Raw genomic sequence first — 7,783 nt, forward strand, 5'->3', positions numbered from 1 at the left:
ATCTATTATCCGTTTTTAAAAATTACTCAAATCTTATGTTAAAAATCATCTCTGCCAACGTCAACGGCATCCGCTCCGCCTATAAAAAAGGTTTTTATGAATACATCGCCGCTTCCGGTGCCGACATCGTCTGCGTGCAGGAACTGAAAGCTCAAGAGGCCGACCTGTCAGACGATATGAAAAATCCGCACGGTATGCACGGCTACTGGCATTGCGCCGAAAAGCGCGGTTACAGCGGCGTGGCGGTGTACAGCAAACGCAAGCCCGACAATGTGCAAATCGGCATGGGCATTGAAGAATTTGACAGGGAAGGCCGTTTTGTCCGTTGCGATTTCGGCAATTTGTCGGTAATTTCGCTGTATCTGCCCAGCGGCAGCAGTGCGGAAGAGCGCCAACAAGTGAAATACCGCTTTTTGGACGCGTTCTATCCCATGCTCGAAGCCATGAAAAACGAAGGGCGCGACATCGTCGTCTGCGGTGACTGGAACATTGCCCACCAAAACATCGACTTGAAAAACTGGAAGGGCAATCAGAAAAATTCGGGCTTCTTGCCTGAAGAGCGCGAATGGATAGGCAAAGTCATCCACAAGCTCGGTTGGACGGATATGTGGCGCACACTTTATCCCGATGTGCCGGGCTATACATGGTGGAGCAACCGCGGACAAGCGTATGCGAAAGATGTCGGGTGGCGTATCGATTATCAGATGGTTACGCCGGAGTTGGCCGAAAAAGCTGTTTCCGCACATGTTTATAAAGACGAAAAATTCTCGGATCACGCCCCTTTAGTTGTGGAGTATGACTATGTTGCCGAATAAGGTTTTTGGTAAATATGATTGGAATATAAACGGCAAAACCGGCGTAGGCGCGGCATGGGTTGTGGCGGCATTTGTATTGCCTATGCTGGTGTGGGCGGTGTTTATGCTGGCGCGGATGTCCGGCTGGGTTGCCCCGACCAAGGCCAATCCGACGTGGGCGTTGGTATGGCTGCTGTTTTCCCTGCCTTGCCTGCTGATTGCGGCCAAATGCTTTGCTTGGAAGGGCTGGCGGCTGATTGCCAACATCGTACTTTGTCTGGCGACTTGTGCCATCCTCAGCGTGCCAGCCGCATTGCTGATTGCATTTACACTTAACGACTTGCTCAAATAGGCCGTCTGAAATGCAGAGCTTCGAACTCGAAGAAATGGCACTGTTTCTGATACGCGATGCGGATGAAGCGGAAATGTGGATAGACCGCTGGGCGGTCAGCTATCCGATTGTTCAAACTGCCGAAGCCGATAGTCGGCAAACCATTTCCGAATGGCAACACGCCATTCAGACGGCCTTTGACTATATCGTCAGCAGAAATATTGCTATCGTGGCTCATGGTGTTGGTGTGTCCGCATTTTTGGCATGGCTGTATCAAGCCGACATCATGACGCAAAAACGCCTGACCAATATTATTTTGGTCTCGCCTCGCCCAGAAGCTTTTCCCGAGGACGAAATCCATACGTTTCAACGTGTCCGCTGTCCTTGCCGTACAGCGCTGGTTATCGCCGAAACAAACGGCACGCCACGCGATTGGGCGCAAGAACAGGCTGACCGCTGGCATGCACGCCTGCTTCAATCGCCGCATTCCGGCCGGTTAAACGGCGCACTCGGCGGCTGGCAATGGGGCATGAAGCTGATGCAGGAAATGCTGTTGAGTAAGTAGTTTAGAAATGTCTATTAATAAACAAAGGCCGTCTGAAACCGATATGTGTTTCAGACGGCCTTTGTTTGCAAATATCATGTTAAATATAATTAAAAGAAACTATTCTCATTTCTTTTGCGAAGCAATATAATTCGGTTGTTTCGTTAAATTGAGTATAAAAATGCAAATACCATTTCATTTGGCTTTATTACCCACGCTGATTATTGCTTCCTTCCCTGTCGCAGCCGCCGATACGCAGGACAATGGTGAACATTACACCGCTACTTTGCCCACCGTTACCGTGGTTGGACAGTCCGACACCAGCGTACTCAAAGGCTACATCAACTACGACGAAGCCGCCGTTACCCGCAACGGACAGCTCATTAAGGAAACGCCGCAAACTGTCGATACGCTCAATATCCAGAAAAACAAAAACTACGGCACGAACGATTTGAGTTCTATCCTCGAAGGCAATGCCGGCATTGATGCTGCCTACGATATGCGTGGCGAAAGCATTTTCCTGCGTGGCTTCCAAGCCGACGCATCCGATATTTACCGCGACGGCGTGCGCGAAAGCGGACAAGTGCGCCGCAGCACCGCCAACATCGAGCGCGTCGAAATCCTGAAAGGCCCGTCTTCCGTGCTTTACGGTCGCACCAACGGCGGCGGCGTCATCAACATGGTCAGCAAATACGCCAACTTCAAACAAAGCCGCAACATCGGTGCGGTTTACGGCTCGTGGGCAAACCGCAGCCTGAATATGGACATCAACGAAGTGCTGAACAAAAACGTCGCCATCCGCCTCACCGGCGAAGTCGGGCGTGCCAATTCGTTCCGCAGCGGCATAGACAGCAAAAACGTCATGGTTTCTCCCAGCATTACCGTCAAACTCGACAACGGCTTGAAATGGACGGGGCAATATACCTACGACAATGTGGAGCGCACGCCCGACCGCAGCCCGACCAAGTCCGTGTACGACCGCTTCGGACTGCCTTACCGCATGGGTTTTGCCCACCCGAACGATTTTGTCAAAGACAAGCTGCAAGTTTGGCGTTCCGACCTTGAATACGCCTTCAACGACAAATGGCGCGCCCAATGGCAGCTCGCCCACCGCACGGCGGCGCAGGATTTCGACCATTTTTATGCAGGCAGCGAAAATGGCAACTTAATCAAACGTAACTATGCTTGGCAGCAGACTGACAACAAAACCCTGTCGTCCAACTTCACGCTCAACGGCGACTACAACATCGGCCGTTTTGAAAACCACCTGACTGTAGGCATGGATTACAGCCGCGAACACCGCAACCCGACATTGGGTTACAGCCGCGCCTTTTCCGCCTCCATCAACCCCTACGACCGCGCAAGCTGGCCGGCTTCGGGTAGGCTGCAACCCGTCCTCACCCAAAACCGCCACAAAGCTGACTCCTACGGCATCTTTGTGCAAAACATCTTCTCCGCCACGCCCGATTTGAAATTCGTCCTCGGCGGCCGTTACGACAAATACACCTTTAATTCCGAAAACAAACTCACCGGCAGCAGCCGCCAGTACAGCGGCCACTCGTTCAGCCCCAACATCGGCGCAGTGTGGAACATCAACCCAGTCCACACACTTTACGCCTCGTATAACAAAGGCTTCGCGCCTTATGGCGGACGCGGCGGCTATTTGAGTATCGACACGTCGTCTGCTGCCGTGTTCAACGCCGACCCCGAGTACACCCGCCAATACGAAACCGGCGTGAAAAGCAGTTGGCTGGACGACCGCCTCAGCACTACGTTGTCCGCCTACCAAATCGAACGCTTCAATATCCGCTACCGCCCCGACGCGCAAAATGATCCCTATACTTGGGCAGTCAGCGGTAAACACCGTTCGCGCGGTGTGGAATTGTCCGCCATCGGGCAAATCATTCCCAAAAAACTCTATCTGCGCGGTTCGTTGGGCGTGATGCAGGCGAAAGTCGTTGAAGACAAAGAAAATCCCGACCGAGTGGGCATCCATTTGAATAACACCAGCAACGTTACCGGCAACCTGTTTTTCCGTTATACCCCGACCGAAAACCTCTACGGCGAAATCGGTGTAACCGGTACGGGCAAACGCTACGGCTACGACTCAAGAAACAAAGAAGTGACCACGCTTCCAGGCTTTGCCCGAGTTGACGCCATGCTTGGCTGGAACCATAAAAACGTCAACGTTACCTTTGCCGCGGCCAATCTGCTCAATCAAAAATATTGGCGTTCGGATGCCATGCCGGGTAATCCGCGCGGCTATACTGCCCGGGTAAATTACCGTTTCTGATGAAATCAGGCAAAGGCCGTCTGAAAATAAGGCTATGATCTAAGCCATATTTCAGACGGCCTTTATAAAGGCTGAAATAAAACTAAACACATTTTTTCACTCAAATTGAACACGCCTTCAACAAAATGCCATAAAATTGGCCGATTGATTTGAATGTAAAGAGATACCTATGAAACTGAAAACCTTAGCCTTGACCTCATTAACCCTGTTGGCATTGGCCGCTTGCGGCAAACAGGCGGAAACCAGCGTTCCGGCAGACAGCGCCCAAAGCAACACATCCGCTCCGGCAGCCCCTGCCGCATTGACCGAAGGTGTCAATTACACCGTATTGTCCAATCCGATTCCGCAACAGCAGGCCGGTAAAATCGAAGTATTGGAATTTTTCGGCTACTTCTGCCCGCATTGCGCCCATCTTGAGCCGGTCTTGAGCGAGCACATCAAAACGTTTAAAGACGATACCTATATGCGCCGGGAGCATGTCGTGTGGGGTGATGAAATGAAACCTTTGGCACGTTTGGCCGCGGCAGTGGATATGGCCGGCGAATCAGATAAAGCCAACAGCCATATTTTCGATGCGATGGTTAATCAAAAAATCAATCTGGCCGATACCGATACCCTGAAAAAATGGTTGTCTGAGCAAACTGCATTTGACGGCAAAAAAGTATTGGCTGCATTTGAAGCGCCCGAAAGCCAAGCGCGTGCGGCCCAAATGGAAGAATTGACCAATAAATTCCAAATCAGCGGCACACCGACTGTGATCGTTGGTGGCAAATACCAAGTCGAATTTAAAGACTGGCAGTCCGGCATGACCACGATTGACCAGTTGGTGGACAAAGTACGCGAAGAGCAGAAAAAGCCGCAATAAGTTGAGGATTGAATAAGCAAGGATTTCGCGCTCCTTCCACTTCGTTTTCCTTTACTATGCTGAAAGATCCAAACAATGTGTGATTACTGTTCTGACCTGCGACCTACCGTTCGTATCAGGGTTCCGAAAGAATTATCGCAAATGTTACTGCGAGCCTCTGATCGTTTAGCAGACGGCACGCTCATCGACATTACCCCAGCCTACGCCAAAGTTTATGGTCCCAGCCTTGATTTTGCTAAAACCATTGCCAATAGCGGTTACATTACCCATACTGATTCTCAGGGTAATCGTGACATATATGGTTGGAACGATTTCGTGGTACATTATTTTCAATGTACGCACTGCAATGCCGTTTTCAGGCTTGGTGCCGAAACCTACCATGGTAGTGGTGGCCAATGGGAAATGTTGGAAGAGGCATCGGTACGCTATGAAAATCCTTAAAAGGAATAGATTTCATAGTTATATGTGAATAGTAATTCTTGCTAGAGTAAAAATAAAAACGCCGTCTGAAACTTTTCAGACGGCGTTTACTGTCAAATTAGCTTACAAACCCGGGAACATGCCTTTCATTCCCTTCATACCTTTGGCCAAGCGCATCAGTTTGCCCAAACCGTTGCCGCTGAACATCTTCATCATCTGTTGCATTTGTTCAAACTGCTTGAGCAATTTGTTCACTTCCTGCACGGTCGTACCCGCGCCCATTGCAATACGGCGTTTGCGGCTGGCTTTGAGCAGGGCAGGGTTAGCGCGTTCTTTTGGAGTCATCGAGTTGATGATGGCTTCTACTTTGCCCATCGCTTTTTCAGCCGTGCCTTCGGGGATTTGTTTCGATATTTGACCCAGTTCGCCCGGCATTTTCGACATCAGGTTTTCCAAGCCGCCCATATTGCGCATCTGTTGGATTTGTTCTTTAAAGTCATTGAGGTCGAAGCCTTTGCCTTTTTGCAGCTTTTTTGCCATTTTGGCGGCGGCTTCTTCATCAATACCTTTTTGAACGTCTTCAATCAGGGTCAATACGTCGCCCATGCCGAGGATACGGCTGGCAAGACGGTCGGGGTGGAAAGGTTCGAGGCCGTTGATTTTCTCGCCGACACCGATAAATTTAATCGGTTTGCCGGTTACATGGCGTACGGACAATGCCGCACCGCCGCGCGAGTCGCCGTCCATCTTGGTCAATACGACACCGGTCAGCGGCAGGGCTTCATTAAATGCCTGAGCAGTGTTCACAGCATCCTGACCTAACATGGCATCGATGACGAACAAAGTTTCAACCGGGTTAACCGCAGCATGAAGCGCTTTGATTTCGTTCATCATTTCTTCATCGATTGCCAGGCGGCCGGCGGTATCGACCATCAATACATCGTAAAAATGTTTTTTGGCGTAATCGACGGCGGCAGTTGCAATCTCAACCGGTTTTTGGTTGGTATCGGATGGGAAAAAGTCCACGCCGACCTGTTCGGCCAATAGGCGCAGCTGTTCAATCGCGGCAGGGCGGTAAACGTCGGCAGATACCACCAAAACTTTTTTCTTCTGATCGTTTTTCAGCAGGCGGGCGAGTTTGCCGACGGTTGTTGTCTTACCGGCACCCTGCAAACCGGCCATTAAAACGATGGCAGGCGGTGAAACCGATAAATCCAGTGTTTTGTTTTCCTTGCCCATCAGCTCGACTAAGGCTTGGTTGACCACACCAATAAAGGCTTGGTCAGGTGTCAGACTGCCGACGACTTCTTGACCAAGGGCCTGTTCTTTGACTGTGTTGACGAATTCTTTAACGACGGGCAATGCAACGTCGGCTTCCAGCAGGGCAAGACGAACCTCGCGCAAGGCTTCTTTAATATTGTCTTCGGTCAGTGTTGATTGGCCGCGAATATTTTTAAGTACCTTGCTGAAGCGGTTGGTCAGGTTGTCTAACATACTTATCCTTGATAATGAGAATAGCTGCCCAATACAGGGCATTCTTTGTTAAAATAAAATTCGGATTATTTTACACGATAGTCCGAAGTTATGCTTCAAGAACACAAACACGACACCAAGGCCGTCTGAAACCCTGCCGGGTGTCCGTCTAGTGTTCACACGTCTATTGAGAAAGATATTTATGCCGATTGTCTTAATCTGCCTTATGCTGGTGTATGCCGGATTGGGCGTATTTTCCTGGTTGCAACATAAAAAGCACAATAATAAGTCTTACCCGCTGAAAACCGAGCTGCTGATTTTGAGTGGCGCATTATTGGTACATGGCGCAGCATTAATGTTCCCTGTATTGCAGGATAGGGTATTGATTACCGGTTTTGGTTATTCTCTCAGTCTGATAGTTTGGCTGATGCTGATGATGTACTGCCTGGGCAGCTTCTTTTATTGTCTGCGCGGTGTGCAACTCTTATTGTATCCCTGTGCTGCATTGACCTTATTGCTGGGTTTCCTTTTCCCGGGAGATTTCACAGGTCGTCAAATTGTAGACTTATTGCCGCTATCGCACATTGCATCATCATTGCTCGCATACGGATTGTTTGGCATCGTTACCTTATTTGCCATCCTGATCCTTTTGCTCGACCGCAATCTGCACAAACGCCGTTTTTCCGCATTAGTTAGTTTCTTGCCGCCATTATTGAGTTTGGAAAAACTTATGTTCCAAGGTATGTGGGCAGGATTCGTTTTATTGACCTATTCAGTTATCAGCGGGACGTTTTTTGCCGAAGCCATTTTCGGCAAACCCATGACCTTCACGCATAAAACCATCTTCAGTATTATGTCGTGGCTGATTTATGGCGCATTATTGTTGAAACACAGCATGACCGCATGGCGCGGCAAGAAAGCCGCCGTTTGGACTATTGTCGGATTTGTCAGTCTGATTTTTGCCTATGTGGGCAGTAAATTTGTCCTAGAAATTGTCCTTCAACGTATTGGATAAATAGAAACCATAAAAAAAGGCCGTCTGAAAGAGCATTTCAGACGGCCT

General features: G+C 49.6%; 8 protein-coding genes. 7 read left to right on the top strand and 1 reads right to left on the bottom strand.

What is annotated here, in order from left to right; all coding sequences use genetic code 11:
• Window positions 1–35: 35 nt before the first annotated feature.
• From HMPREF2952_RS01435 to HMPREF2952_RS01460, 6 genes are all read left to right on the top strand, one after another.
• On the top strand, window positions 36–815 hold the full coding sequence (locus HMPREF2952_RS01435; RefSeq protein WP_070695205.1) for an exodeoxyribonuclease III: 780 nt from the start codon (window positions 36–38) through the stop codon (window positions 813–815).
• Window positions 802–1,146, top strand: a complete 345-nt coding sequence (locus tag HMPREF2952_RS01440; RefSeq protein ID WP_049330844.1) for a hypothetical protein — start codon at window positions 802–804, stop codon at window positions 1,144–1,146. Before HMPREF2952_RS01435 ends, HMPREF2952_RS01440 begins: the two co-directional genes overlap by 14 nt.
• Before the next feature lie 10 nt (window positions 1,147–1,156).
• Complete coding sequence (locus tag HMPREF2952_RS01445; RefSeq protein WP_070695206.1) at window positions 1,157–1,690, top strand: alpha/beta hydrolase; 534 nt, start codon at window positions 1,157–1,159, stop codon at window positions 1,688–1,690.
• Between the two features lie 160 nt (window positions 1,691–1,850).
• A complete protein-coding gene (locus HMPREF2952_RS01450) occupies window positions 1,851–3,962 on the top strand; it encodes a TonB-dependent receptor (protein WP_070695207.1) in 2,112 nt (703 codons plus the stop codon).
• Between the two features lie 169 nt (window positions 3,963–4,131).
• The gene (locus HMPREF2952_RS01455; protein WP_070695208.1) at window positions 4,132–4,827 is read left to right on the top strand and encodes a thiol:disulfide interchange protein DsbA/DsbL; all 696 of its coding nucleotides are present in this window, start codon (window positions 4,132–4,134) and stop codon (window positions 4,825–4,827) included.
• Window positions 4,828–4,968: 141 nt separating this feature from the next.
• On the top strand, window positions 4,969–5,268 hold the full coding sequence (locus tag HMPREF2952_RS01460) for a hypothetical protein (RefSeq protein WP_083314038.1): 300 nt from the start codon (window positions 4,969–4,971) through the stop codon (window positions 5,266–5,268).
• 102 nt (window positions 5,269–5,370) lie between these two features.
• Here the strand turns inward: HMPREF2952_RS01460 and ffh are convergent, their stop codons facing one another.
• On the bottom strand, window positions 5,371–6,741 hold the full coding sequence (ffh, locus tag HMPREF2952_RS01465; protein ID WP_003684000.1) for a signal recognition particle protein: 1,371 nt from the start codon (window positions 6,739–6,741) through the stop codon (window positions 5,371–5,373).
• 181 nt (window positions 6,742–6,922) lie between these two features.
• On the opposite strand from ffh, the gene ccsA reads away from it, so the two are divergent.
• Entirely contained in the window at window positions 6,923–7,735 is an 813-nt protein-coding gene (ccsA, locus tag HMPREF2952_RS01470) for a cytochrome C assembly family protein (protein WP_070695210.1), read from the top strand.
• The last annotated feature ends 48 nt before the right edge of the window (window positions 7,736–7,783 follow it).

This window comes from Neisseria sp. HMSC068C12, from assembly GCF_001814095.1.
GTDB lineage: Bacteria > Pseudomonadota > Gammaproteobacteria > Burkholderiales > Neisseriaceae > Neisseria > Neisseria perflava.

Bases quoted from the DNA above. Each gene is read 5' to 3' on its own strand.
- HMPREF2952_RS01435 (WP_070695205.1), top strand. From the start codon at position 36: ATGTTAAAAATCATCTCTGCCAACGTCAACGGCATCCGCTCCGCCTAT.
- ccsA (WP_070695210.1), top strand. From the start codon at position 6,923: ATGCCGATTGTCTTAATCTGCCTTATGCTGGTGTATGCCGGATTGGGC.
- ffh (WP_003684000.1), bottom strand. From the start codon at position 6,741: ATGTTAGACAACCTGACCAACCGCTTCAGCAAGGTACTTAAAAATATT.
- HMPREF2952_RS01440 (WP_049330844.1), top strand. From the start codon at position 802: ATGTTGCCGAATAAGGTTTTTGGTAAATATGATTGGAATATAAACGGC.
- HMPREF2952_RS01450 (WP_070695207.1), top strand. From the start codon at position 1,851: ATGCAAATACCATTTCATTTGGCTTTATTACCCACGCTGATTATTGCT.
- HMPREF2952_RS01445 (WP_070695206.1), top strand. From the start codon at position 1,157: ATGCAGAGCTTCGAACTCGAAGAAATGGCACTGTTTCTGATACGCGAT.
- HMPREF2952_RS01460 (WP_083314038.1), top strand. From the start codon at position 4,969: ATGTTACTGCGAGCCTCTGATCGTTTAGCAGACGGCACGCTCATCGAC.
- HMPREF2952_RS01455 (WP_070695208.1), top strand. From the start codon at position 4,132: ATGAAACTGAAAACCTTAGCCTTGACCTCATTAACCCTGTTGGCATTG.